The following is a 25,843-nucleotide window of genomic DNA, read 5'->3' on the forward strand; positions in this document are numbered from 1 at the left end:
CAGGACATAGTGACAGAAAGGATAAAGTAATGACCGAACAACCAGACTGGCTCGACAATTTTGTAAGGATTTACAATAAGCTGGATAGAGAAACCTTACATTTATTGGACGAGATCTATCATCCTGAGATTCAGTTTAGCGACCCGCTCCATGGGATCAATGGGCTAACCAATCTAAGCACATACTTCAGCGATATGTACAGTAATGTGATCAGCTGCCAGTTTGATATTCATCACAGTTTGTCGCAGGGCGATCAGGCCGCTTTGTACTGGACTATGCGCTATCGTCACAATCGCCTTGGAAAAGGCCAGGAAATAAGTGTTGAAGGTCACTCTTACCTTAAAGTTCAGGACGGTAAAGTAATAATGCATCGGGATTATTTTGATGTAGGTAGTTTGCTCTATGAACACATTCCACTAATGGGAATGGGGATACGTTGGTTAAAAGGCCGCGTGTCTGGCGAGCAAAGTGGTGCTGTGGCAACCAAGGGAGCGCAGGCATGCCCGAAGTTTTAATCACTGGCGCAAGTTCCGGAATAGGACTGGCTCTGGCGAGGCGCTATCTTGAAGCCGGATATAAAGTTCACGTCTGTGGCCGTAGCAAAGAGAAACTCGAATCTGTGTTACCTGAGTCAGAATATATCCGTCACTGGTGTTTCGATCTAAGTGATAAAGCAGCGATATTTGACCTAGCTGAACGTTTGCCGCTTTTAGACGGCATCATTCTCAATGCCGGAGGCTGTGAGTACATAAACGATGCACGTCACTTTGACTCTGAATTGTTTGAACGCATCATCAGCGTCAATCTAATTTCAGTTGGGTATTGCCTAGAGGCCTGGCTTAGCAAACTGTCTCGAGGTGCGTTTTTAGTTTTTGTCAGCTCATCAGCCAGCTATTTGCCATTACCTCGGGCAGAAGCTTATGGTGCGTCGAAAGCTGGCCTAACTTACCTCGCTAAAACTCTGGATGTAGATTTGTTGGGCAGTGGCATTCAGATAAGCGTTGTTCACCCAGGTTTTGTGGATACGCCCTTGACGCAAAAGAATGATTTTCCGATGCCTTGTCAAATTACCAGTGAACAGGCTGCTGAACGCATTTTTAGGGGTGTGGAGAACAAGCAGTTTGATATTCACTTTCCACGCAGGTTTACCTATCTGCTCAAATTCTTTGGTTGGTTGCCACATACCGTCTGGCGCCGCCTTGCCGCAAAATGGATAAAAAGATGAAAAAAATAGCCGTCATTGGCAGTGGCGTTTCAGGTATGGTCTGTGCGAGATTGCTCAGTACCAGGCACGAAGTACACTTGTTTGAAAAAAGAGATCGCCTTGGCGGGCACACCGCAACAAAAGAAGTAGAGTATCAGGGGCAAACCTATCAGGTTGATACTGGCTTTATAGTGTATAACGACAGAACTTATCCAAACTTCATCAAACTGATGGACAAGCTTGGGATCCAGGGGAAACCGACGGAGATGAGTTTCAGTGTTCATAACAAGGACTCCGGCCTAGAGTACAATGGTCACGACCTAAATACCTTGTTCGCACAAAGACGTAACCTTTTCCGACCTCGATTCTGGCGTCTCATTCGGGAGATTGTACGTTTTAATACATCAGCAAAACAGCGCTATGCCGACGACAATTTTTCTAGTCAGGAAACGCTAGGCACTTTTCTTGAAGCGAACAACTTCAGCGACTTTTTTGCAGAGCATTACATTTTGCCGATGGGCGCTGCTATCTGGTCTACTAGTCTACAGAAAATGAAAGAGTTTGAACTGAAGTTTTTTGTGCGATTCTTCTATCATCACGGTTTGCTGAATATCAGTGACAGGCCGCAATGGTATGTGATCCCTGGTGGCTCGAAACAATACATTGCCCCACTATTAAGAGGTCTTGAAGGCAATATTCATCTCAGTACCGCTATATCCAAAGTCACGCGTGAAAATGGCCGCGTGCAGCTTCACTTTACAGACGATGTCCGTGAATTCGATGAAGTGGTATTTGCGTGTCATAGTGATCAGGCGCTTAGTTTACTTGGCGACCCGAGTTCCGATGAAACGAGCGTGCTTTCAGCAATACACTATGCTCAAAATAGTGTGATACTGCATACAGACACGCAATTATTGCCAAAACGCCGCCTTGCCTGGGCTGCCTGGAATTACTTGCTCGATAATAACGAATCTCGGCCAGCGGCGGTTACCTACAATATGAATATATTGCAGGGCATTGAAGCACCCTGCACATTCTGTGTCACCCTGAACCAGGAAATTGAGAAGGACAAGGTACTTGGCCACTATCAATATGCGCATCCTGTATTTAATACACAAAGTATGGCAGCGCAGCTGCGTCGAAAGGAAATTTGCGGGAAGACACAAACGCATTTTGCCGGTGCCTATTGGTACAACGGCTTTCACGAAGACGGTGTACGCAGCGCCGTCGATGTGGCTGCAAGATTCGGTATTAGTCTGGACGATTTGTAATGAGTGATAATGCGACGCAGACCTCACCTTTATATGTTGGTCAGGTAAGACATCGACGCTTTGCACCTGTATATCATGGTTTTTCGTATCGCTTGTATATGCTTTGTCTGGATGTTGAAAGCGACGCTTTCACCCAAGCCGGTCAGGGTTTAATTGGCCCACAATGGTATCGGCCAATTCGCTTTTGCCAAAAAGACTACCTCAAAGGTGATCGCGGAACATTACAACAACGTATAAAAAACAAAGTCATAGAGCTTGGTGGACAGTGGCCCGGCGGACGTGTCAAAGCGCTGGTTCAGGGACGTTGTTTGGGTTTGTACTTTAGTCCACTCAATGTTTACTTCTGCTACGATGAGCAGGGAAACTGCAACCTAATGCTGGCCGAGGTGAGCAACACACCATGGAACCAGCGACACTACTATCTGGTGGATATTAGTGAGTCGCAAAGAACAGATAAGGCATTTCATGTGTCACCGTTTATGTCACTGGACATGCAATATCTTTGGCGCGTTAAGGCGCCCCCTGAACATGGCTCCGGGCAGCTGTTGTTACATATCGAAAATCATGCCACGGCAGACCACGACTATAAACAGCAGGGGACTTTGGTGAACAATAAACTCTTTGACGCCACTATGGCGCTCAAGTCAAAGCCGCTCTCGTTGAGAAACTTGCTTGGTCTTGGGTTGTGTGTGCCCTCTATGACATTGAAGATATGCCTGGCAATTTACTGGCAGGCCTTAAAACTTTGGGTGAAGCGTGTGCCGTTCATACCGCACCCCGAAACTCACTCTAACTGTAATAAAGCGAAGTGATACATGGAACAAAATAGCCAAACCATCCCCAAGCCTGCCACGGCATCATGGTGGCATAGTTTAATGATCAATAAAGCCAGAGGATTTATCTTTAAGCTGTTGGAAAATCTGGAGCATGATCGTCTCGAAATCATCGAAGGAAGTGAGAAGGTTGTGTTAGGCGCGATGCAGCCCAGGATCTATGCCACTATATTTGTGTCCGATCCTAGCTTTTATCTGGACGTATTGAAAGGCGGTGGGATTGGCGCCGCCGAAGCATTTATCGATGGTAAATGGGGAAGTTCCGAGTTAACAAAGGTCATACGCATCTTTGCTTGTGCTCAGTCACAACTGGACGAGATTGAAGGCAAGATGTCCTGGTTGACTTCACTCAAAAACCGCGTTTTTCATTTTGGCAACCGTAACAGTGAATCCGGCTCAAAACAGAATATACTGGCACATTATGACCTGAGTAATGATTTATATCAGTCGTTTCTTGATCCTACTATGATGTATTCCAGCGCGGTCTTTGACACGCTCGACCAGCCACTTGAGCAAGCACAAAATAATAAACTCAAGATCATATGCGATAAACTTGAGCTGAGTGAGCGGGATCACCTGTTAGAGATTGGTACAGGGTGGGGCGCATTGGCATTATTTGCAGCTCAAAATTACGGTTGTAAAGTGACTACCACGACGATCTCAGATGCTCAGCATGAGTTTACAGCGCAGCGAATTAAATCAGCTGGCTTAGAGGGCCAAATCACTTTGTTAAAACAGGATTATCGGTTGTTGGAAGGCAAGTACGATAAGCTGGTGTCTATCGAAATGATAGAAGCGGTGGGGCACAGTTACATGGCTGGTTTTTTTGCAAAGTGTAGCAGCTTGCTGAAGGATAATGGCCTGATGCTATTACAGGCCATCACCATCGCAGATAAACGCTATGACCACTACAGAAACAATGTGGACTTTATTCAGCGCTACATATTTCCCGGTGGCTGTTTGCCATCCATAGCGGTGATGTCTGATCATCTCGCCACTCAAACAGACATGGTTGTGCGTGACATAGACGACATCGGCCTGCATTACGCACAAACGCTCAAGCGTTGGCGTGAGCAATTTGAGCAGAATTGGCAACAGATCCGTACTTTTGGTTTTGATGAGCGATTCCGACGTCTGTGGCTGTTTTATCTACAGTACTGTGAAGGTGCTTTCTTAGAACGTGTTATAAGCACGCATCACCTGGTAGCTCGTAAGCCGCGACATATTGGGGTGAATGATGCGCAATTTTTGGCTGATTAATCTCATAATCTTTCAATCTGTGTGGTGGTTGTGCGCCTTATTCACAGATCAGGCTGTGCCTTTGGTTGGGCTTTTGTTTTTACTGCATTTTGCCCTTTCACCAAGCAGAAAAGCTGACGCCCGGAGCTTGTTGGTTTTACCGCTTGGGTTGATTGTGGACCAATCGCTCTCACTTTTGGGGGTGATAAGTTTTGCGGACGGCTATCAATTATTACCTCTGTGGCTTGCTCTACTTTGGGGGCATTTTACGCTGACGCTTAACCATAGTCTGAGTTGGATGAGTCGCTATCATTTTGGCATACAGGGTGCGCTTGGTGCGGTATTTGGCGCACTCAGTTACATCGGTGGGATAAAGCTCGGTGCTCTGAACAGTGCACTCTCACTGCCAAATGTGTTTTTAATTTTTGCTGTTGTTTGGGCCGTCATTTTACCTTTGGTAGTGCACCTCAACGGTCGAATGGGACAGCGCCTGGGAGTACAACATGTTTAAAGAATTGTGCAAAACGCTAGTCGCGTTAGCGATGTTTTCAGTACCTTTAGTCGCGCCATTACAGGCAAGTGCCTCGACGGCAACACAATTGTCTACGTTAGAACTACGAGGTACGGCCGATTTACGCTATCTGTTTTGGGATGTCTATTCAGCAGCACTGTATACCGGTGGAGAAGCATATCAGGCAGACCAGTTTCCACAGGTGTTGAGTTTAACTTACAAACGCGACATAGAAGCACAGGAGCTGGTTGATGCCACGCGAGAACAGTGGCAAAAGCAAAAACTGGAACTGGACAACGCTGAGCAGTGGCTGAGACAACTTGGACAACTCTGGCCTGACATACAAAAGGGCAACCAACTTATTCTGGTGGTCGACCGTGACAAGCAAAGCCGCTTTTATTTTCGTCCTGACCCGGGGGCAGAGGTTAAAAGTGCTTTGTCAGAAGGTGAGCTGAAAACGTCTGCGCGTTTTCTCGGCGCGATTAATGACCAAGCCTTTGGTCCTGCATTCTTGGCCATATGGCTATCAGAAAAAACCACAGAGCCAAAGCTGAGAGAGCAGCTCATTGGAAAAAGGTAAAACAAGATGAAAGTATATTTGGCGTTGCTGCTGATTTTTACACTCAGTGGCTGTACCAGCAAAACTATTGCTGACTATAGCGAAACAAAGCCGGACCTGGCACTGGAGCAGTTTTTTAGTGGAGAGTTGACCGCATATGGTATTGTCCTTGACCGAAGCGGCAATCTCACACGACGTTTTGAAGCCGATCTGATAGGCACCTGGGAGGGCAACAAAGGCGAGTTAAAAGAATGGTTTCGATTTGACGACGGAGAAAAGTCAACCAGAATCTGGCAACTGGAAAAAACGGCCGATAATCTTTATAAAGGCACCGCAGGGGACGTCATTGGCGTGGCGCAGGGTGAAACAGCAGGCTCAGCGTTGTACTGGCGCTACCAATTGGAGATCCAATACCAGGGCTCCCCATTGGAAGTTACTCTGGACGACTGGATGTATCTTGTGAATGAAAAGCGCTTGTTTAACCGCACTGAGATTATAAAATGGGGCTTCAAAGTCGGCGAGGTTATTCTAATCATAGAAAAACATGACAGTTGAAGACATTTGTCGTGTTCACAAACAAAGGCCTGTAAATCAGGCCTTTATTGTTCTTAGCGTATGAGTGAAACCTTGCGGGTTCCCTACCAAATTTATGCTTACCAGTCCCTTACATCGTGAAAACGTGCTTTTTATCTACGGCTTTAATAGCGTCATGATTGCTTTGTGGCAGAAAGAAACAAGTCACTTAGTGGCTTTTTTGTTAGCTGAGGGAATGCAGTACATTGCGTGTGACTCCAAAAACGAAATTAAGGGCATCGTTTTGGATTGAGGCTGGTGCAAGTGCCGTGAAATAATAAAAGCCCATCTAATTCAGACGGGCTTTTACATCAATGCGATTGAAATAGATTAAAACGCACTCGTATCCTGGAACAGGCCTACTTTTAGATCTTTCGCTTCGTATATAACGCGGCCGTCAACTTCTACTGTGCCGTCTGCAAGACCCATAAACAGTTTACGCTTGATAACGCGTTTCATGTCTACGCGATATGTTACTTTCTTAGCTGTTGGTAGGATCTGGCCTGTGAACTTAACTTCACCTACACCCAAAGCACGGCCAAGGCCCGGTCCACCAGACCAGCCAAGGAAGAAGCCAACGATCTGCCACATGGCATCCAGACCTAAACAACCAGGCATTACCGGGTCGCCACGGAAATGGCAGTCAAAAAACCATAGATCAGGGTTAATATCTAGCTCAGCGACGATCTGACCTTTGCCAAACTCGCCACCATCTTCATTAATCTCGATGATACGATCCATCATGAGCATGTTATCGATTGGCAGACGACAGTTGTTCTCGCCAAACATTTTGCCTTCAGCACATAGGATCAGTTCTTCTTTTGTATAGCTATTTTTTGGTTCCATAATCATCAGTCTTAGTCTTAAATTGTCGCTACTTTAGCTTACACTTGTACGCTAAACAACTCTGAACAGTTAAAATTTGCCTGCTCTATGAGCGCTTTACCCGTCAGGTGATGTATTTTCATTCACCTAACGTTACCGGGCTGCCTGTTTTTCAATCACGTGGTTATTCGTTGTGCATCCGCTAGTGTGGGTTTTATAGTATAACGCCGTAATTATGGCTTACTTTACACTGGGATACTCAAAAATGAATGAAAATCATTCAAAGAATGGCCTTGATTAGATTATTTCTTTGTTTCAGGACCTTTCAAGGCGATTTTTGCTTTAAAAATCTTTATAATTGAGACAGTCATTTTTAATGTTAGCGGAAGTTTATGATCCTTTTTGTAGATGCCTTGACGGTAATTGATTTTTCTTACTTGTGTGGTAAACGAGGCGCGGTAGGCGAGAGCTGGATTGTTGATATGACACTGCATGGCCAGTTAAATGAAGAGTCTATGGTATTGGACTTTGCCAAAGTAAAGAAGCAGATCAAGGCCATTATAGATGACACGATTGATCATAAGTTGGCTATTCCCAGCCAGCTTTCATGCAATTATGAATCACAAGACGGTAGGGTGAGTTTTGACGGTTTGTTTGGCGGGCATCACCTTGCAATGAGTGCACCTGACGAAGCTGTTTGCATCGTAGAAGGCGCGCAAATCAATGAAGCCAGTGTTATTGCTTTTCTTAAACAACAGATTTTGCCAAAAATGCCAGACAACGTGAAAGACTTGGAGATTGAACTGCGTCCTGAGCCGAGCCGTAGTTTCTATTACCACTACAGTCATGGTTTAAAAAAACACGATGGAAATTGCCAGCGTATCATTCATGGCCACCGTTCTGATATTGGCATTTACCTTGATGATATCAGCATGCCGCGCCTACAAAAAGAGTGGGCAGAGCGTTGGCAGGATATCTACTTGGGCAGTCAGGAAGATCTTATCGATGTGAGTGACTTGCAATACATTAAACCACATGATGATGATTATGCATTTGCCTACACAGCTTCTCAGGGCTATTTTGAATTAGCTATCAGTAAGGCTCGGTGTGATCTGATCCCCTGTGACAGTACAGTGGAGTGTTTAGCCGACTATCTTGCCGGAGAGATCAAGGCTCAGTATCCTGACAGAAAAGTTAAAGTTAAGGCGTTTGAAGGCGTCGGAAAAGGAGCAATCGCTTATGCCTGATTGGCTGATTAGAGCGAAAAAGACCGGCATTATACTGGCCGGCTTGTTAGTGAATATAAGTACGGGTCATACTATTGAACTAAAAGGCTCACTGACCCAGGGTGGTATGGTGATTGCTGAGTTGGCCGGCGTAAAATCTGCCAGACTTAACGACAAAGAGTTAGCTATCTCACCTGATGGAAAATTTGTTTTTGGCTTTGGCCGAGATGCTGATACAGAGCATACCCTAAGCTGGGTTGACCAAAGCGGAAAAGTACACTCCAAAAATTTGATGATCACCACGCGTGACTATGATATTGACCGTATTACCGGTGTAGAGAAAAAGTATGTATCGCCGCCAAAGGAAGTGTTAGCTCGGATCCGCAAAGAAGGTGCGCAAGTTAGTGCCGCTAGAGGTAAACTAAGCACCTTATCTTATTTCGATGACCCGGTTTATAGGCCAGCAAAAGGCAGAATATCGGGAGTCTACGGCAGCCAACGTTATTTTAATGGTCAACCCAGAAGGCCTCACTTTGGGTTGGATATTGCTAATAAAACGGGCACGCCAGTACTTGCGCCTGTAGCAGGGAAAGTTGTATTTGCTAACCCGGATCTCTACTACAGTGGTGGTACGCTGATCCTTGACCATGGATATGGCATTACCTCTACCTATATACATCTCAACAAACTCCATGTCGAAGTCGGGCAAATAGTTGAGCTGGGCGACCATATTGCCGATATAGGTGCCACTGGCAGGGTAACTGGCCCACACTTGGATTGGCGTTTTAATTGGTTTAATGAACGTTTAGATCCTCAACTTCTTATGATTGATAAACTCGCAACAAAAAGCAGTAAAGAATGACACAAACAGATAAAGACGCAGTAATTGCACAAAGAATTAAAGACTCGCAAACCTCAGTAACCAAAACTGTATTTCCAGGTCGAACGAACCACCACAATACACTGTTTGGTGGTGATGCACTGGCATGGATGGATGAGGTTGCTTTCATCGCAGCGACGCGTTTTTGCCGCAAACCTCTGGTTACCATTTCATCAGACAGGGTCGACTTTAAAGAAGCAATCCCGGCCGGTACATTTGCAGAATTGGTTGCTAATGTAGTACATGTAGGTAATACCAGCTTGAAAGTCGAAGTTCATATCTATCTAGAAACCATGCATAAAGACGACAAGCACCTAGCGATCTCGGGTAGCTTTACGTTTGTTGCTGTCGATGACAACCATAGACCAACACCTGTGGTATGTGATCAGATGCTAAATGGGTTTAGCTAATCAATTTCAAAATTTTTAAGTAGTAACAACTAACAGGAGTTTTTGACTCCTTTATTTTAAATAGAACACATCATACTTGTCTATGGTTAATCAGTATCTTTTCATGAGAGAGGGTGTTTAAATAAATTATCCAGAAAAGAGGACCTTCAACTTTACTTTTTAGATCTTGATTCCAAACATCTTTCACAGGTTTTATGAGAGAATAGACTTAAGGGGATAATCGGGACAACTGATTGGTTTAAATTAATAAATAGCCAAGTGCAGTAAGACATATTATCCAGAAGGGAGTTATGGAACACCGTATTTCAGCACATCTACACCTCACTCCGTTAGATACTGAACATGCTGGCACACTGTTTAATGCAGTTGAAGCGAGTCGTGAAAGCTTACAAAAATACTTGCCGTGGGTGAAAATGCTAACAGAGATCCGAGATGCGGAAACTTATATTGCAGAGCGGATTCAGTTATTAAACGCAGAATATTTTGCCATTATGAAACGGGGTCATTTTATCGGGGTATTTGCGATTAAACCAGCTAACTCCCAGAGTACTTGTGAAATAGGCTATTGGCTCATTGATAAGGCAAGGGGTAAAGCGGTAATCAGTCGGATATTAGGTGTAATCTTGCCTTATCTTAAAAACGTTCGACAAGTACATTATGTAGAATTTCACTGCCTGGAAAATAACAAGGCGAGTATCAAAATAGCAAAACGTACAGGAGCCTCACTTATCGAATGTTATTCGAGTAAACCTGAGTTCAATACAGTACCACGTTTGATGTGTCTTTATCGGACTTACTTGCAGAATTGTGAACCTTCTTGCTGAAGTTATATAAGTTTTCATTTTTCTCGGGTACAATCTCGTTCCTTAAAAGAGACTAACCCATAATTACGGGTTGCTCCTAACCTGCAAAGCAGTGCCACATAACTGTTTTGCAATTATTAAAACTAAATAATAAGAGTTTAGGATAATTCATGATAAAAAAAATATTACTATCTTTGAGCTGTGCCCTTGCAATTAGCAGTTTTGGCGCGCAGGCCAGTGGAAAATGGCATACTTCAAAACTTCATACTGTATATCCAACGTCTCAAGGCGGCTTTGTACTGACTTTTAAAACTAATGCGCCAGATTGCTCTCAAACAGTTAACTCGGCACATAAATATCACTATGTTGAAGTAAATAAACATAGTATGACTATGGAAGGAGCAAATAAGATCTATTCACTTGCTCTGATGGCTGCAGCGTCTAATAAAAGCATGAGTTTTTTCTATGATAGCACAAGCGACAAGTGTTATATCAACAGAGCCTATGTGCAGTTTTAATTGAAATTATGATCAAAAAAGTCGACCTTAGGTCGACTTTTTCGGTTTTAAAGCACCATTGCAGCTATCCAGCCAAAGATTAACAGGGGAATGTTGAAATGAATAAATGTAGGCACTACTGAATCCCAAATATGATCATGTTGACCATCTGCATTCAAACCCGAAGTTGGGCCCAATGTAGAATCAGAAGCTGGTGACCCTGCGTCTCCTAATGCACCAGCCGTGCCAACGAGCGCAACCGTAGCCATTGCTGAAAACCCGACTTCCATAGATAAAGGAACGAACAGAGTCGCTATGATTGGCACAGTCGAAAAAGAACTACCGATTCCCATGGTAATCAACAAGCCTACCAGCAAGATCATAGCTGCTGCCAGCGGTTTATTCTCTCCAACAAACTCAGCACAGGCACTTACCAGACTAGCTACATCACCGGTTTCTTTCATAACAGAAGCAAAACCTTGTGCCGAGATCATAATAAAACCAATCATGGCCATCATGGCCACACCTCTACTGAAGACGTCTGAGCTTTGATCCCATTTAACAATTCCGAACAGGCTGAACATCATCACTCCAACAAGGCCACCCAATATCATTGAGCCACTGACGTTCTGTGCAAGAAGTGAGCAAACAATCGCAAGGGTGCCTGCCACTATAACTTTACGTTTTTCAGCATCATTCAGCCGAGGTTTGTTAGTCAGCTCGTTTGCCTGAGACGACTCGTTGTGACTATAGTTGCGCTTTTTCCGGTAACTCACAAACACAGCAACAATCAGACCTGCCAGCATACCCAAAGCAGGAATAACCATTGCGTAAGGTACTTGTGTATTGACAATCTCAAGGCCGTTATCAACCAGGTTTTTATGCAAAATGGAGTATAAATAAATACCTCCGAAACCATATGGCAAGACCATGTAAGATGTTGCTAACCCAAAAGTTAAAATACATGCAATAGCACGGCGATCGATATTTAGCTGATTGAATATCACCAACAATGGAGGTATAAGAATTGGAATAAATGCAATGTGTACGGGAATGAGGTTTTGTGAGGCAACCGAGCAGCCCAGAATAATGACCATAATGAGCATGCTTAGCAACTGGCTCGAGTTTTGCTGATTACCATGAACCAGAGACAGTAATTTATCTGCCAGGATTTGGGTTAAGCCGGACTTAGATATCGCGACTGCAAAAGCGCCTAACATCGCGTAGCTGAGCGCAATCTCTGCACCACCAGATAACCCGGAGTTAAATGCATTCAGCGTATCAGATAGACCTAAACCAGCACTTAAACCCGCAACCATAGCACTAATTGTCATTGCGACAATCACGTTCACTCTAAATAGTGTCAGGCCGAGCATCAGCAAAACACCAATAATAACAGCATTCATAATGTTATTTTTTCGCCTTTTTTATTATTAAACGGCCAAGCGCTTTCATCCTTGTAGCCTCTGCTTTGGTTAATTGCGCTTGGGAAAATCTTGATTTTATAAAATATTGGTTAAATTCTTCCAGCTCCCGAGACAAACCAGGATACTGTGATTTCAAAGTCAAAAGCGCCTGTGAGGGCGTCAGTTTGTGTAACTCTTTTCCTGCTAATTTGCAAATAGCATGATGAAGCCTGACTGCCTCAGGTAATTTAACCAATTGCTTGCGTTGCAGGTACCAAAACCGAGCAACAAACATGGCTATTAGCAATAAAAACACACTAAGCGCTGGTAATACCCTGTGATACTGCCCAAATAAATCTCGCAATAATCTGGACTGTTTTTGATGATCAAAGTTTAGTACCCAACGAGTCCATTGATAATCGAGTTGTTCAATCTGAAGTCTGACCCAATTTACCAACGCCAGATTGGAATAAGTCATCAAACTCAGTCCAAGATTGTCCTTAAATTCATCTTCCAGCTCTGTTAATTCAGATAAAGACCCGATCAGCCTGTCCGGCGCTACCCAAGCGGTGGGATCCAGACGATACCAACCTTGCTGAGGAACATAATACTCAACCCAGGCATGCGCGTCGTATTGATAAACACTGTAATATCCGCGCTCTTCATTATATTCTCCGCCAAGATACCCTGAAACAAGTCGGGCAGGGATGCCAGCTGCGCGTAACATAAAGGCAGCACTAGCAGCATAATGACCACAAAATCCTTCACGGGTCTCAGTTAAGAAGGTGTCAATACTATCTCGGTCACTTATCCTTGCGGGTTTAAGTGAGTAACGAAATCTATGTTCGATAAAATACTGTTTCATCTGCTCTATAAAGTCCGCAGTATTGTCAGTCGCGTTATCCCATCGTATTGCCATTGCCGTGGCCAGCGGATTGATTTCTTCAGGTAAAGCGGTGTTGAGTCGGTACTGCCAGTTGACCATACCTGCCCCTGTAACATGAATAGGCGTCACCTGATATTCCATACTACTACTCAGGTTGTTTTGCATAAACAAAGTACCAAAGTGATTGGTATTCACACCCCGTGTAACTGACTTAGCCTGACCAAGGTTGTATAACCAGGTTTTTCCTGATGGCCTTGCGATGATTGTGTAGCTTTCACCTACCGCACGATATGGTGCTTGCAAGGGAACGTCATGATGTGCTGAAATCCGCCAACGTTTACCGTCAAACTTGTCATGGACTAAGGTCCGCCAGTAAAAAGGCGGTTTCATCTGAGCGTTGTCAGGAAGAATTGCCCTGAATACCAATTCGTCTGAGCGAGATAACTCTGATATTTCAAACGGGTCTATGTCCTCAGAGAGCCCTGTTTGCGTTTTCTTCGCGCCGGGGAGCTGCCAAAACGGAGAAACTTTCGGCAGAAGCACAACCATGATTGCGGCCAGAGGGAGTGCTAATAACAGGTGCTTTGTCGCTTGTCTGATTGCGCTGTGTAATTCAATTTCATGTTCAATCCAGAGCATTTGCGCCAGATTGATCACCAGAAGTGCAAGCACGAATAGTAAAGAAAGAACATTCTGAGAGAAGATAAAAAAGCAAGGATAAACAAAAAAGTTGAGCAGCTGCACTGACATGGCTTGTTTTTTTGTTTTTGCCTGAATGGTTTTTAGTGCACATGCCCCTAATAATAATGAAACGAACATTTCCACCAGATTAGAAAAACCGATTGCGACAAATACCACCAGAATAATGGTAAAAGCCAATAGATTTATCATCTTTTCGGATGGCCCTTTAACCAAGTTCTTGTAAATAGCGAGCTTAAACAGCACTATTAGCAACATGGCACAGGTAAACACCAGGCCAAAACTGTTGAAAAGCAAGGTACTGACTAAACCATAGAGCAGTGTTGTCATTAAGGTTTGGGAGCTTATGAGTTTGTCAGAAGTCACTCAATGCCTCCAGACACTTTTCCCTATGTTTATCTCCCCGATCAGCGTTTACCTGTGTGGCATTGTTCAACCGCAGGGCAAAAATATCGCCTTGTTTATCAGCCTCAAGCACCTGATAACACAGCTTCGACAGACGATTTTCCTTGTTGCCATCATGAGCTGCATAATCAAAAGTATGCTGAGAATAATAGCTATCGCCACTGTATTGCTTCACCAAAAGCTGCTGACTCTTAGCAAAATGTCGCCAGGAAATGCGGCTTTTACTGATTCCAGGCCTAAAGCGCTCTAAGCCATCGAAGTTCTCATGACTTTGGGTGCTTTGATGCACGTATTGCCCTTGCTCGGACGTCTCTTCCTGTTCACTATATGTAAATTGGCAGGGCAGTGGAGCAGGGTAGACACAAAATGTCTTGTCTGCATTTAAATAAGTCCAGACACGTACTAGCCCAAAAGGATAGCAACTCGATAGTTTGAGCCTACCGAGCTGGTAGCGCCCTCGTAATTCTGGGTGTAAAAACAAAGACACTACTTGATTACCTTGCTCATGATTACCACTACAATCACTAAAGTCGAAGTCCTGGCTGGTAATATCCAGTGAGTAGCAGTCATGTGGTGTATTGAGCTTTATCAATACTTCTACCGGTTTAGAAGCATAGTTGTTCTTAATATCCAGTAACTGAAGTGTCAGACCATGCAAATTAAGGTAGCCGTATATCAATGCCAAAACCAAAATAAGCAGCATGACATAAGCGACCCCAAGGATTAGGTTATTCTGGTAGTTACTACCTAAAATAAAGTTCAGGATCACCATACACAAAAAAAATGCGCCCTGTTTGGAAGGAACAATATAGATATTATGGTGTGAGAGGGTAAGCTGCGCAGCACTATGCTTGCGCTTGATCATGTCAGCCAGCCAGGACTGCAACCAGTCACTGCCCATGATTACAATACAACCGCCACGTTATCAAAGATCCCTTTTACTACATCTTCTAGTTCGTTGGCGGAAATGTTCAGGCGATGCCCTGCAACGGCTGAAAACACGGCTTGTACATCATCAGGTAATGCGTAGTCACGCCCTTGAGTGAGTGCATAAGCACGTGTTGCAAGGCCTAATGCAATGCTCGCTCGTGGTGACAGGGGATCACTAAACTGGCCACTATAGCGCGTAAAATTCACCAGGTTAATGATATATTGTACTATCGAATCTGACAGATTAACGGTGACCACGGCCTGCTGCAGGGCCGCCAGTGCAGTTAAATCTAATACGCATGACAGCTCGCTCAGGGATTGCCTTTGCAGATTATTGCCCAATATCAGGCTTTTCTCAGCATTCTCATCTGGGTAGCCCAGACTTATCCTCAGGAAAAAACGGTCTAGCTGAGACTCAGGCAAAGGATGTGTGCCTGACTGATGCAAGGGGTTTTGCGTGGCAATGACAAAAAATGGTTCCGGCAACGGGTGAGTCTTACCATCTACTGTCACCTGACGCTCTTCCATTGCCTCTAGCAAAGCGCTTTGCGTCTTGGGGCTGGCACGATTGATTTCGTCTGCCAGTAATACCTGACTAAAAATAGGCCCGGGGTGAAAGTCGAAACTCTGTTGCTGGGTATTAAAAACACTTGAACCGGTAATATCGGCGGGCAACAGATCACTGGTGAATTGAACACGCTGATAACTCAACCCAAGTACATTGGCAAGACCATGGGAGAGGGTGGTTTTACCCATTCCGGGTAAATCTTCAATGAGTAGATGCCCTTTACATAACAAACAAACAACAGCCAACCGGATCTGTTCTTCTTTGCCTAATATCAGCTCTGATAGCTGATCAATTATTGCTTCGGTGGTTTTATTCATGCAATCATTTCAAGTCTTTTCATTACTGAATCGACTTTTTTCGCGTTAAAGGGCTTAGCAATAAAACCTTTCGCACCCAATTCCCAGGTATTTTGTACATTTTCCAGGCTGTTATGCCCTGAACACATAATGACATGAACATTGGGGTAATTTTCATTGATGTACTCAAGGATTTGTGTGCCATCGGTATCGGGTAACTCTATATCCAGGAAAATAACATTAGGGGATTTTTCTGCCATCAATGGCATTGCAGATTTAAAGTCCTCTGATTCATAGACTTCTTCAAAACCCAGGTTTTCAAGAATATCTATCAGGTAACTGCGTACATCCTCAACGTCATCGATGATCAAAATTGGTTCTAGGGGTCTGACAAGTTCCATATTGTATTTACTTCTTTTGAACGACAAGGCTAATACTAAGACAAGCGCAATGTGAGCTCAATGGCAATTTATAAATTAACTGTAAATTCATCATAGCGATGAGCAGCGAGTAAATAGAAATCTTTTACGCGTTACATAGAAGCACAGCGGACAGGCATAAGGCTAAATCATCAATTGTTCTATCAAAGTCCGAGAGTCATGATCTGAGCCCATCATAATTATCACAAGCTCGAGGCCAACGTTGCTGACTCTGTAGGTTGATGTCAGGTTTTGTCATGCTACAAACAGAAAATGTCCGATACCGTCTAGTATAGGACATTACTATATTTATTAAGCAATCTGAAGAGCGCTTGTGACTAGCACAATTAACATCCTATAAATTACGTTATGTTAAATAAGGTGTTTATAACAACTCCTTCGAATGTGGACTAAGCTTAAATCAGTTTTACTACGAGCTTTCAGCAATGCTAATTGCCTTGTTTCTGTTACACAGTTTGATTACTAGCTACGCCTTTGCCTTTGATACAAACGGTAACCAGATCAGTGTAACCTATCGTGATTATAAAGGTACTCATATTGTTACGGGCCGAAAAATCGGTGACCATTCATTTCATTACAATATGAATGCCTCCAAGCAGATCCAGGTGACGACCCTGGAGTGGCAACCCTACATTGGTCAGAGCTTATGTAAGCAAGGCTGGGTTATGCAAGCTGTAATTGCTTTATTGCACAGTCAGAATTATGGTGCAACGGTTACCTTCTACCCCTGGGCACGCGCCGTAGCCTATGCGGAGAATGGCAAAGTAGATGTGCTTGTCCCAGAATACTATATCGAGCCGGAGGCACCATCGGATACTTTTCCAGGCACGCGGCGTTTGGATCATCTCGCGCTCACTGATCCATTTGGCTGGGGTCCCATTGCGCTTTATAAACGAAAGAACTACAACACTGACCACTTTACAAGCCTGGTAGCACTGACAGATGAACGAATTGGTGTTGTCCGGGGCTATCAGAATACCCCCGAGTTTGACCGTTTAATGGATGCTGGTAAATTTGACGTTATTGAGGCAGTTGATGACGCCCACAATATCAGGCTGCTAATGGCTGGACGCGTGAACCTAATTATCGGAGACCCGGAAGTCATTAAGATGGAGCTCGAAGCATTGTCTCAAGAGCATAGCAATTCATCTCTGATGCAAAACTTAGTCATGGTTGAGCCCATATTACAAATGAACGGGCTGTTCTTTGCGGTGTCCAAGCGTAATAAACACGGAAAAACGCTACTGTATGAGCTTAACCAGGCTATCGCTGAGTTTAAACAACATGGCGTCCTGGATGAGATAAAATACAATACAGCCAAAAGCTGTAAATAGTATTTATGTTCAGTTTCGATATAAGAAACACTAAAGCGCCCTGCTATTCGTGCCTAATTTATTGACTCATTGTTCTTACGTGTCGTTAGCATACCTATGTGTCAAAAAAAGGAGCAGAGTTGTCGCCCCTTTTATATTGCGCATTCAATTTAACATAACAGGAATTACCTGTTTTTAGGTCGCTATAACCTATTAATGCAATGCAGCGGTAAATGGAATGCTTTCGCAGATCTCGGATTCGGCAATCAGTATTTCTTCGAGACGAGCATCGATGATGGCCTTGTCAAAATATTCGTAACCAAGCTCAACAAACAGATTTTTATGCTTTTCCTCTGACTTAGCAATGGTCACGTAAAAGTCTTTTTCTTTGCCTTCAGGTAAGGCTTCTGCAACCAGAGAGAAACGCTCATGCCCCCTCGCCTCTATTACCGCAGCAACTAGCAGACGATCAATTAGAAACTCATCTGAACCCTGGCGAAATAAGGCTCGCATTTTTTTAATGTAAGGGTCGGCTTTGTCATTGCCTAACGTCACGCTGCGATCGGTCAATAACTTCAGAACCTGCTTAAAATGAATCATCTCTTCAATCGCAAGATCTGCCATCGCCTTTACCAGCTTTATTCGATCCGGATAATGACTCAACATTGACATCGCCATGCCCGAGGCTTTTTTCTCTGCGGCTGCGTGATCTTGCAAAAAAGTATCAAACTCAGCCATAACTTTATGGGTCCATTCAAATGGAGTATGGAATTTTAATTCAAACATATATTACTTGTTCAGTTACCTGTTTCGGGCATTTTACCCAAGTACGGCATCGTATTACAACGCTGCCCTGAGCTAACTTTGATGCACAAAGCTAGTATCGGACATTATTTTAATCCACTATATAGTTGAGCTGTACAAAATACTATCTCTGTCTGCTTTGCCGTTTCTGGTTGACTCAATTTTTAGTGGATGAACAATTTGCTTCCAGGCAGTCACTTTACCGTGCTGATTAAGGTTCGGCATGCGAATATTGGTATTAGTGTGCACTCCGAGAAAGCCCGAGAGTTGTTGTAAGCTATCCGGCTGGGAAACATCTAATATTAAATGCTCTATCTGCTTCGCCTCTAGAAAGCTCAGTAATTCGTAGCGATGCTGATGATAAATATCAATAAGATACTTATCACATGAGATATTTTCAGCACTTAAGTTCTTAAAGGTATCAAAATAACAACGCTTAAGTGTGTCATTGAACCCCCCTTGCTGGGTCTCTAATCTGGGTAGCATACGGGTAAGCAATTGCCTGACAGAAGGTATCCAGCACGTCATTGCTCTTTCAAGATAAACAAAGCGGCTGTCTGGGTATATAACTGCGAGCTTTTTATAGTCGTTAAAGACGGGGGTATCTGCTATGACCTGCGCCTGATTTAGCGCATCACGGGTGTAGGCTGTATGTGCTGTTTTAAACCCAAGTTCGAGAAATGCAGCACAAACGCTGGTAGTGCCGGTTCTTGGCAAACCGGCAATAAAGATTTTTTTCATTAAACAAAATAACAATAGAGATTAATAATTGACAGTGCCAGCAGTGACAGAAAACTCAGTGCCATACTAATTACGCGCATCTTAAGCTTCACCTTGTTAAGCGCAATCGAGTGTAAAACCCGGCCAACTAAATAGGTGCCGCCTGTGACGTACAACCAAATTGCCTGCCCTCCCTGAAATTCCAGAGCAAATAACAAGATTAATAGTAATGGCGTATATTCCATGAAGTTGCCATGTGCACGGATCGCACGCTCTAGTTCAGGGTGACCGCCATCCCCGAGAGAAACTTGGTTCTTATGACGTAACCCTATGATATCAAAACTGAGTTTGATATAAAAAAGTGTAAATAACGCAGCAAAAAATCCTGTTATCATGACGCAGACCTACTTGTAAGTATTATAAGTAGGTCCAGTATAGGGAGTTTATTCAATAAAATATACCGCATATACCTCAGCAGATAACGTCGTATCACCGGTATTGTAAGCCTGGCTGATATCCATAGACTCAGCGGCCATCATTTTACCTCGGGCGTAAGGTTGTACCGGCACATTCATCGGTGAAAATGACACAGAATACAAACGGCCCAGATCAACATCAAAGTCATCGGCCAGCTCTCTGGCTGCGGCCTTGGCCTCTTCAATAGCTGATTTCTTAAGCTTTTTCATATATTCGGCTTTATCTTCAACAACAAATTCTGTGTTATTAAACTGGTTGATGCCGCTTTCCACAAAAGCCTGAAGCAGGTTGGGATATTCAGCGAGATCTTTAAGCTTAACAGTCAGGCTGCGATTGACTCTAAAACCTTCGAATTCTTCTTCATTAGATTTGCGGTTGTAGCGTGTTTGACGATGAACATTGAGTTGTTGCGCATGGATATCCTTACTCTTAATACCGAAGTCTTTCGCTATCTGGATAGCCTTTGCCATGATTTGGTCAACATTTGACTTGGCGTCAGGCAACGACTTATGTTTTTCTGTTATCGCGACGCGAATGATGGCGGCATCAGGCTGCACTTCCATAGACGACATCCCTTTAACATACAAATGTGGGCCTTCTGGTAAACTGCCTGCGTTTGCACAGGCACTGATTGCGAATGCTACGGCGGCTAAAAGTGAGCGCATGAACGCCTCCTTACTTTGATTCAACAAAATGTGTGGTTTATAAAACCACATGCTTTGCGCCAATTAAAGCACAAGTTTGTTAATCAATGCTGAATGTTATACGCTTTGTGTAAAGAGCGCAGAATAAAGGGTTCTTCCTGCGCAAAAAACAAGCCGGTATGGGCTGAAATAATCGCTTGCTGTAAGTCTGGTCTTTCCAGGGCGGATTGTAAAAAATCGACAGCGCGCTTACCCTCATTCGATTTCGCACAAGCGATATAACCAAAAATGGTCAGGCCAGCTTCTTCAATTGCATGAAAACTATAGCCGTTAAGAGCCTGAGCCGATGGGTGTTCATTAATAAACACAGAACTATATTCAATAATGCCATCCAGCTTGCCCTGACTTAACATAGTTCTCAGTCGAAAAGCACTTTGATTTCCTTGCGATAACCAAAAGGCCCGTCGGTTATCTAAAATAAAATTGTCGATATCCAGACCATAAGAGCGCCCCTCTGAGACACCTATATTAAGCCCCATTCTGACAATGGTGCCCAGTGACACTGTATCTGGAATGTTCGGTTGATCTTTTAGTATCAATCGGTTGGCAGGAAAAGACATCAGCGGATAAGGCGTAAACAATGCCATGGCTTCCCTTTCTGGCGTTTTTACTTTGTTATACAAACAGGCTTTAGGGTTACGCACCAACTCACGCCACTCTCTTTTTCGGCTGGCCGGCATGAAAGTCAGAATTAATTTACCCTCGAGTGTTTCTTCGAGTTTAAGCAAAAGCTGTGTAGCCAAATCGGCTGGGGCTTTATTTGAATCAGGGGAATAATCAGACACAATGTCTATGTGAATAGGCTCACTGCGTAACCCGAGAGAAAAAAACAACAGTGCTATCATGAAGGCATAGCGCATTTAGTTCACCTACATCGAACATCAATGCAAAGCCGGTTTTGCTGGGATCCTACTACAGAGCAAAATGGGGTCGGATTGCACAGACTTTCTATCAGTGCTCCATGCACAGCCCAACGCTATCTTTATAGCGCTTCATACTGATAATAAGTGTGGCGCAAAATTAGTAAATGCGCCACACCCTTTATTTTACTGGCTTAGACACTGCAACGTTTGTAGTTACGGTACTCAGGTAACCAGTAATTTTTCTCGATTGCGGCCCAGATAAGGTCTTCCGGCATTTCCAGCGCCACGCCCTCTTCCATCGCTTTTTTAGCCACAGCAAAAGCAATGCGTTTGCTCAATGGTTCGATCTCAACAAGTGAAGGGAGCAGACTGCCCTTACCTGTATTAGCCCAAGGAGAAGACTCAGCCAGCATCTCACTGGCAATCATCAGCATGGATTCTGTGATGCGTGATGCTTTTGCAGCCAAAACACCCAAACCAATACCTGGGAAAATATAGCTGTTGTTACACTGTGGGATAGTGAATGTTTCACCATTAAACTCTACTGGCTCGAACGGACTACCAGTCGCCACTATCGCCTGGCCTTGGGTCCATTCAATCACATCTTTTGGATGGGCTTCTACCTGACGAGACGGATTGCTCAGTGGGAAAATAATAGGACGTTCACACCCTGTGTGCATTGCCTTAATCACCTGTTCGGTGAACAACCCTGGCTGACCGGATACACCGATCAAAATGTCAGGTTGCGCACAATGCATAACGTCCAACAAAGAGGCATATTCGCCACTGAAGTTCCATGTCTCCAGTGCTGATTTCGACTGAACCAAAGCTGCCTGGAAGTCACGTAACCCTTCCATGCCGTCCGTTAGCAAGCCGTAACGGTCAACCATAAATATTTGACTACGTGCTTGTTCATCAGAAATACCTTCCGACACCATTTGCGCAATGATTTGCTCTGCAATCCCACAACCAGCAGAGCCGGCACCGACAAAAACGACTTTTTGTTCAGACAGCTTAGTGCCTTTAACACGGCAAGCAGCTAACAATGAACCAACGGTAACAGAGGCTGTTCCTTGAATATCGTCGTTAAAACAACAGATCTCATCACGGTAGCGGCTCAGTAAAGGCATTGCATTCGGTTGAGCAAAATCTTCGAACTGAAGCAAAACATTGGGCCAACGGCGTTTTATAGCTTTGATAAACAAATCGAGGAATTCGTCGTATTCTTCTTGAGAAATACGTTTATGTCGCGCTCCCATGTACATCGGGTCATTAAGTAGCTTTTCGTTATTTGTACCTACATCAAGCATGACTGGCAAAGTGTAAGCCGGGCTGATCCCACCACAAACGGTATAGAGCGCAAGCTTACCGATCGGGATCCCCATTCCACCAATCCCCTGATCTCCCAGGCCCAGAATGCGCTCACCGTCAGTTACAACTATGACTTTTACCTTATTTTTAGTTGCATTGCGCAGGATATCATCGATTTGGTGTCGCTCTTCGTACGAAATAAATAACCCTCGTGAGCTACGATAAATGTCTGAAAACTTTTCACAAGCATCCCCTACAGTCGGGGTGTAAATGATGGGCATCATTTCTTCAAGGTGATCACGGACCAAACGGTAATATAAGGTTTCGTTGTTATCCTGGATGGCGCGCAGATAAATGTGCTTGTTAAGGTTGTCGCTGAAACTAGAAAACTGCTGGTAACAACGTTCGACCTGCTCTTCAATGGTTTCGAAGCGTGGCGGCACGAGACCTGTGAGGTTAAAGTTTTCTCGTTCGCGCTGACTAAATGCACTGCCCTTATTTAATAGCGGAGTTTCTAAAAGCGTTGGGCCAGAGTATGGAATGTAGAGATAATTGGGATCGGATTGTTTAGTCATATTTACAAGCTGTGACTCGTTAATTTAAGTACAAGGAATTATTATTGCGCAAATGCATTAAAATTCAATGAATTTTAAGCATGTCAGACCAATAAAAAACGGCTCTGATTAAACATGGTCAATGCGTAAACAGAGCCGTACATTATACGATAAATCCCAAATAATCGCCAAGGTTACTCGCTGGATTCTCCCATAGCCGCCCCTTCTCTGCGAGGATCAGCTCCCCCGATTAATTGATCATCAGTGACTTCTATGGCGTGAATACCAGAATTAAGGTCTCTGACGCGCACAACGTGTCCTTTTTCCTCTAAAATTGGCTTCAACTTTGTTACGTTAGTGCCTTTCTCAAGTGTTGTGTATCGGTTGCGATTGGTTACCCGGGGTAAGTCTATCGCCTGTTGCGCAGACAATCCCCAATCGAGTACGCCAATCACCGTTTGAGCGACGTAATTTATAATTCGACTGCCACCTGGAGAACCAACAACCAGTTTGAGCGAGCCATCTTTATTAAACACCATGACAGGCGACATCGAACTGCGTGGCCGTTTATTCGCTTCTACCCGATTAGCAACCCATAATTCTCCTACTTTCGGTGATAAAGAAAAATCTGTTAGTTGATTATTCAGCAGATAACCATTCACCATAACAGTTGAACCAAAAGCCATCTCAATCGATGAGGTCATGGAAACGGCATTCCCTTGAGCGTCAACGATGGACAAATGTGTGGTTGATGGCAGTTCGTAACTGTCATCCTGAGCATAAGCCAAGGAGCCCATACTAGGATCGCCAATTGGGAAATCATTATTGTCTTTGTCACCAATTAACGAGGCGCGTTGCTTAAGATAAGCTGGGTTTAACAAGCCTTGTGTTGGCACCTCAACAAAGTCAGGGTCTGCGATATAGTAGTTTCGGTCGACAAACGCCAATCGGGAGGCTTGTGTAAACAGATGAATAGCCTCCGGGTCGTTCGGTTTATACTGACTTAGCTTCTTACCCTCCAATAGCTTTAGGATCTGTAAAACAGCAATGCCACCGCTGCTGGGCGGTGCCATCGAACACACCCGGTAGCTGTGGTAGCTAGTACAAATCGGGGCTCGCTCCTTACTGTGATAGTTTTTTAGATCCGTCAACGACAAGGTGCCCGGGGCAATTTCAGCTTTTTGCACAGCACGTACTATGTCATCGGCATTTTTACCTTCGTAGAAGCCTTTGAGGCCAAATTCAGCCACCTCCCGGTACAACTTTGCCAACTGGGGGTTACGTAACACAGTGCCTGCTTCAAGTGGTTTACCGTCAGGATAAAAATACTCTTTGGCGGGAGACAATTTAGTTAGCCCCGGGTTTAGTTCCTTCTTTAATAGCATGTGCAACCGAGGTGATACCTTAAAGCCATTTTCAGCCAACGCGATTGCCGGCTTGAACAAGTGACGCCACTTAAGTTTGCCATACTTGTCATGTGCTTGTTTTAAAGCATGCAAAATACCTGGAGTACCAACAGAGCGGCCACCCACAACGGCTTCAATCCATCGCACAGGTTTGCCTTCTTTGTCTAAGAATAGCGATGGGTTTGCCCCTTTAGGTGCCGTTTCTCGACCATCAAAAGTTGTCAAGTATTCATTTTCTTTATCATAGTGAAGAATAAATGCACCACCGCCGATACCCGAAGATTGAGGTTCTACCAACGTCAATACCAGCTGAGCTGCAATGGCGGCATCAATAGCACTACCACCTTGTTGCAACATTAACTGCCCAGCTTTACTGGCATGCGCATTGGCTGCAACAACCATGTACTTTTTGGCGATTTTTTCTTTTTTAAGCTGCAGTCCAGTCGCAGCCTCGGGTTCTCTGACTTCTCTGGTGTTATTGTCTAATGCTGAACAAGTGAATGGCAATACGGCGCCAAACGCCAGAGCGGCTAGTGATAGGCGATGTTTCATAGAGTCTGGAAATTCTTCTGATAGATGATTGGCATCATAAAAGTAAACAGGCACAATATGCAAAAAAATTCTAAGAAATATTATGTTTGATCTGCCATTAGCGCCCCGTTACGTCTTACCGCCAGCGATTTTGATTGCCTTTTGTACATTACTTATGTTGCCACCCGTTCAGGAGTTATTACTGTTTAACCGTGAGCTGATCGGCCAAGGTGAGTTGTGGCGGATCTGGACCAGTCAGTATGTTCACACCAATTGGATGCACTGGCTGCTGAATGTCATTGGTATCGTGTTTATCTGGGTATTACATGCAGAATACCGCACGCCCAAAACTTATATGATACATCTACTGCTACTCGGTCTTTGGACTGGAATTGGTATTTGGCTATTTTGTCCGGATATTCGTATTTATACTGGGCTTAGCGGACTGCTTCATGGTGTGATCGTCTGGGGAGCGATAAAAGACATCAAAATCGGTGAAAGAACTGGTATTCTGTTGTTTTTAGGTATTCTAGGTAAGCTTGCCTGGGAGCAGTACGCCGGGCCCAGCGCTGAAGTTGGAGAGCTCATTTCGTCACGCGTTGCCATTGAGTCACACCTGATTGGTGCTGTTGGTGGTATGGTGCTGGCTTTGCCTTTGCTATGGCAAAAAAAATAACACGATTGTGGCGCAGCTCGAGT

The 25,843-nt window shown here is 44.2% G+C and carries 28 protein-coding genes; 15 read left to right on the forward strand and 13 right to left on the reverse strand.

Annotated elements, in window-relative coordinates; translation table 11 throughout:
• The first annotated feature begins 29 nt into the window (after positions 1 to 29).
• Genes CWC22_RS09680 through CWC22_RS09715 form a run of 8 tightly spaced genes read left to right on the forward strand, consistent with a single transcriptional unit; the run spans position 30 to position 6,172 of the window.
• Positions 30 to 515 carry a nuclear transport factor 2 family protein gene (locus CWC22_RS09680; RefSeq protein WP_138538255.1) on the forward strand — a complete coding sequence of 162 codons (486 nt, stop codon included), beginning with the start codon at positions 30 to 32 and terminating at the stop codon, positions 513 to 515.
• Positions 500 to 1,225 carry an SDR family NAD(P)-dependent oxidoreductase gene (locus CWC22_RS09685; protein ID WP_138538254.1) on the forward strand — a complete coding sequence of 242 codons (726 nt, stop codon included), beginning with the start codon at positions 500 to 502 and terminating at the stop codon, positions 1,223 to 1,225. Before CWC22_RS09680 ends, CWC22_RS09685 begins: the two co-directional genes overlap by 16 nt.
• Positions 1,222 to 2,475, forward strand: a complete 1,254-nt coding sequence (locus CWC22_RS09690) for an NAD(P)/FAD-dependent oxidoreductase (RefSeq protein WP_138538253.1) — start codon at positions 1,222 to 1,224, stop codon at positions 2,473 to 2,475. The genes CWC22_RS09685 and CWC22_RS09690 overlap by 4 nt, the downstream gene beginning before the upstream one ends.
• Positions 2,475 to 3,287, forward strand: coding sequence for a DUF1365 domain-containing protein (locus CWC22_RS09695; protein ID WP_138538252.1), 813 nt, complete (start codon positions 2,475 to 2,477; stop codon positions 3,285 to 3,287). Before CWC22_RS09690 ends, CWC22_RS09695 begins: the two co-directional genes overlap by 1 nt.
• A gap of 3 nt (positions 3,288 to 3,290) precedes the next feature.
• Entirely contained in the window at positions 3,291 to 4,568 is a 1,278-nt protein-coding gene (locus CWC22_RS09700) for an SAM-dependent methyltransferase (protein ID WP_138538251.1), read from the forward strand.
• Positions 4,546 to 5,058 carry a DUF2878 domain-containing protein gene (locus tag CWC22_RS09705; RefSeq protein WP_230090652.1) on the forward strand — a complete coding sequence of 171 codons (513 nt, stop codon included), beginning with the start codon at positions 4,546 to 4,548 and terminating at the stop codon, positions 5,056 to 5,058. Before CWC22_RS09700 ends, CWC22_RS09705 begins: the two co-directional genes overlap by 23 nt.
• Positions 5,051 to 5,638 (forward strand): chalcone isomerase family protein, encoded by a 588-nt coding sequence (locus CWC22_RS09710; protein ID WP_138538249.1) that lies wholly within the window; start codon positions 5,051 to 5,053, stop codon positions 5,636 to 5,638. The genes CWC22_RS09705 and CWC22_RS09710 overlap by 8 nt, the downstream gene beginning before the upstream one ends.
• 6 nt (positions 5,639 to 5,644) lie before the next feature.
• Positions 5,645 to 6,172, forward strand: a complete 528-nt coding sequence (locus CWC22_RS09715; protein ID WP_125559509.1) for a DUF3833 domain-containing protein — start codon at positions 5,645 to 5,647, stop codon at positions 6,170 to 6,172.
• Between the two features lie 348 nt (positions 6,173 to 6,520).
• Here CWC22_RS09715 and fabA read toward each other — a convergent pair whose 3' ends face one another.
• A complete protein-coding gene (fabA, locus tag CWC22_RS09720; RefSeq protein WP_010384707.1) occupies positions 6,521 to 7,036 on the reverse strand; it encodes a bifunctional 3-hydroxydecanoyl-ACP dehydratase/trans-2-decenoyl-ACP isomerase in 516 nt (171 codons plus the stop codon).
• Between the two features lie 371 nt (positions 7,037 to 7,407).
• Here fabA and CWC22_RS09725 point away from each other — a divergent pair, with 371 nt between their 5' ends.
• The 5 genes from CWC22_RS09725 to CWC22_RS09745 all read left to right on the forward strand — a co-directional run bounded on the left by CWC22_RS09725 (position 7,408) and on the right by CWC22_RS09745 (position 10,852).
• On the forward strand, positions 7,408 to 8,262 hold the full coding sequence (locus CWC22_RS09725; protein WP_125559511.1) for a 6-carboxytetrahydropterin synthase: 855 nt from the start codon (positions 7,408 to 7,410) through the stop codon (positions 8,260 to 8,262).
• Complete coding sequence (locus tag CWC22_RS09730) at positions 8,255 to 9,103, forward strand: M23 family metallopeptidase (RefSeq protein WP_125559513.1); 849 nt, start codon at positions 8,255 to 8,257, stop codon at positions 9,101 to 9,103. The genes CWC22_RS09725 and CWC22_RS09730 overlap by 8 nt, the downstream gene beginning before the upstream one ends.
• Complete coding sequence (locus tag CWC22_RS09735) at positions 9,100 to 9,531, forward strand: acyl-CoA thioesterase (protein WP_046004424.1); 432 nt, start codon at positions 9,100 to 9,102, stop codon at positions 9,529 to 9,531. Before CWC22_RS09730 ends, CWC22_RS09735 begins: the two co-directional genes overlap by 4 nt.
• A gap of 290 nt (positions 9,532 to 9,821) precedes the next feature.
• The gene (locus CWC22_RS09740; protein WP_138538248.1) at positions 9,822 to 10,355 is read left to right on the forward strand and encodes a GNAT family N-acetyltransferase; all 534 of its coding nucleotides are present in this window, start codon (positions 9,822 to 9,824) and stop codon (positions 10,353 to 10,355) included.
• Between the two features lie 149 nt (positions 10,356 to 10,504).
• Complete coding sequence (locus tag CWC22_RS09745; protein ID WP_125559517.1) at positions 10,505 to 10,852, forward strand: response regulator receiver protein; 348 nt, start codon at positions 10,505 to 10,507, stop codon at positions 10,850 to 10,852.
• Between the two features lie 47 nt (positions 10,853 to 10,899).
• Here CWC22_RS09745 and CWC22_RS09750 read toward each other — a convergent pair whose 3' ends face one another.
• The 5 genes from CWC22_RS09750 to CWC22_RS09770 are packed head-to-tail and all read right to left on the reverse strand — an operon-like array spanning position 10,900 to position 16,422.
• On the reverse strand, positions 10,900 to 12,237 hold the full coding sequence (locus CWC22_RS09750) for a Na+/H+ antiporter family protein (RefSeq protein WP_138538247.1): 1,338 nt from the start codon (positions 12,235 to 12,237) through the stop codon (positions 10,900 to 10,902).
• 4 nt (positions 12,238 to 12,241) lie between these two features.
• Complete coding sequence (locus CWC22_RS09755; protein ID WP_138538246.1) at positions 12,242 to 14,152, reverse strand: transglutaminaseTgpA domain-containing protein; 1,911 nt, start codon at positions 14,150 to 14,152, stop codon at positions 12,242 to 12,244.
• 25 nt (positions 14,153 to 14,177) lie between these two features.
• Positions 14,178 to 15,092, reverse strand: coding sequence for a DUF58 domain-containing protein (locus tag CWC22_RS09760; protein ID WP_125559523.1), 915 nt, complete (start codon positions 15,090 to 15,092; stop codon positions 14,178 to 14,180).
• Between the two features lie 38 nt (positions 15,093 to 15,130).
• The gene (locus tag CWC22_RS09765) at positions 15,131 to 16,042 is read right to left on the reverse strand and encodes an AAA family ATPase (protein WP_138538245.1); all 912 of its coding nucleotides are present in this window, start codon (positions 16,040 to 16,042) and stop codon (positions 15,131 to 15,133) included.
• Complete coding sequence (locus CWC22_RS09770) at positions 16,039 to 16,422, reverse strand: response regulator (RefSeq protein ID WP_010384695.1); 384 nt, start codon at positions 16,420 to 16,422, stop codon at positions 16,039 to 16,041. The genes CWC22_RS09765 and CWC22_RS09770 overlap by 4 nt, the downstream gene beginning before the upstream one ends.
• 464 nt (positions 16,423 to 16,886) lie before the next feature.
• Between CWC22_RS09770 and CWC22_RS09775 the strand changes: the two genes are divergently transcribed.
• Complete coding sequence (locus CWC22_RS09775) at positions 16,887 to 17,795, forward strand: substrate-binding periplasmic protein (protein ID WP_138538244.1); 909 nt, start codon at positions 16,887 to 16,889, stop codon at positions 17,793 to 17,795.
• A 192-nt stretch (positions 17,796 to 17,987) separates the two neighbouring features.
• On the opposite strand, the gene CWC22_RS09780 is transcribed toward CWC22_RS09775, so the two are convergent.
• The 7 genes from CWC22_RS09780 to ggt form a co-directional block, all read right to left on the reverse strand.
• Positions 17,988 to 18,560, reverse strand: coding sequence for a tRNA-(ms[2]io[6]A)-hydroxylase (locus CWC22_RS09780; RefSeq protein ID WP_125559529.1), 573 nt, complete (start codon positions 18,558 to 18,560; stop codon positions 17,988 to 17,990).
• A gap of 117 nt (positions 18,561 to 18,677) precedes the next feature.
• A complete protein-coding gene (locus CWC22_RS09785) occupies positions 18,678 to 19,319 on the reverse strand; it encodes a sulfotransferase (RefSeq protein WP_125559531.1) in 642 nt (213 codons plus the stop codon).
• Entirely contained in the window at positions 19,319 to 19,693 is a 375-nt protein-coding gene (locus CWC22_RS09790; RefSeq protein ID WP_138538243.1) for an MAPEG family protein, read from the reverse strand. The genes CWC22_RS09785 and CWC22_RS09790 overlap by 1 nt, the downstream gene beginning before the upstream one ends.
• Before the next feature lie 48 nt (positions 19,694 to 19,741).
• Positions 19,742 to 20,440 (reverse strand): SIMPL domain-containing protein, encoded by a 699-nt coding sequence (locus CWC22_RS09795; protein WP_138538242.1) that lies wholly within the window; start codon positions 20,438 to 20,440, stop codon positions 19,742 to 19,744.
• A gap of 83 nt (positions 20,441 to 20,523) precedes the next feature.
• A complete protein-coding gene (locus CWC22_RS09800; RefSeq protein WP_125559537.1) occupies positions 20,524 to 21,339 on the reverse strand; it encodes an ABC transporter substrate-binding protein in 816 nt (271 codons plus the stop codon).
• Positions 21,340 to 21,533: 194 nt separating this feature from the next.
• A complete protein-coding gene (locus CWC22_RS09805) occupies positions 21,534 to 23,228 on the reverse strand; it encodes an NAD-dependent malic enzyme (protein ID WP_138538241.1) in 1,695 nt (564 codons plus the stop codon).
• A 173-nt stretch (positions 23,229 to 23,401) separates the two neighbouring features.
• Positions 23,402 to 25,165, reverse strand: coding sequence for a gamma-glutamyltransferase (gene ggt / locus CWC22_RS09810; protein WP_138538240.1), 1,764 nt, complete (start codon positions 25,163 to 25,165; stop codon positions 23,402 to 23,404).
• Between the two features lie 82 nt (positions 25,166 to 25,247).
• Here ggt and rrtA point away from each other — a divergent pair, with 82 nt between their 5' ends.
• On the forward strand, positions 25,248 to 25,820 hold the full coding sequence (rrtA, locus tag CWC22_RS09815) for a rhombosortase (protein ID WP_138538239.1): 573 nt from the start codon (positions 25,248 to 25,250) through the stop codon (positions 25,818 to 25,820).
• Positions 25,821 to 25,843 lie beyond the last annotated feature (23 nt).

The organism is Pseudoalteromonas rubra (genome assembly GCF_005886805.2).
GTDB classification, from domain to species: Bacteria; Pseudomonadota; Gammaproteobacteria; order Enterobacterales; family Alteromonadaceae; genus Pseudoalteromonas; species Pseudoalteromonas rubra_D.